The organism is Streptomyces sp. P17 (assembly GCF_032436805.1).
GTDB lineage: Bacteria > Actinomycetota > Actinomycetes > Streptomycetales > Streptomycetaceae > Streptomyces.
Genome location: NZ_JAVRBF010001159.1, coordinates 1 through 254 on the forward strand (window position 1 = coordinate 1; position 254 = coordinate 254).

A 254-nucleotide genomic window follows, 5' to 3' on the forward strand; every position below is an offset into this window, starting at 1 on the left:
CCAGGCGGGGCGCGCCCCGAGGTGGGCCGGCGGGGGATTCGGAGAAACGCGCCGCCGTGCGGGCCAGCCGGAGCCGGCCAGCCACCGGGTGGTCGGTCTCCACGAGACTCTCCGAGGCCGCGACTTGAGGGTGCTCGATCAGTTCGAAACGGCGAAGAGCTGGTGCGCAGGGCACGTCGTGCCTCTCGAGCAGCTCGAGCCAATACTCAGCCGGCTTCTCTTTCAGCACGTTCTGAATCTCCTGCAGCCGCTCG

1 protein-coding gene is annotated in these 254 nt (G+C 69.3%); it reads right to left on the bottom strand.

Annotated elements, in window-relative coordinates:
* Window positions 1–229 (bottom strand): CoA transferase (locus RMT89_RS44260; RefSeq protein WP_315889408.1); only part of this gene is annotated, 229 nt, incomplete at its 3' end.
* Window positions 230–254: the final 25 nt, after the last annotated feature.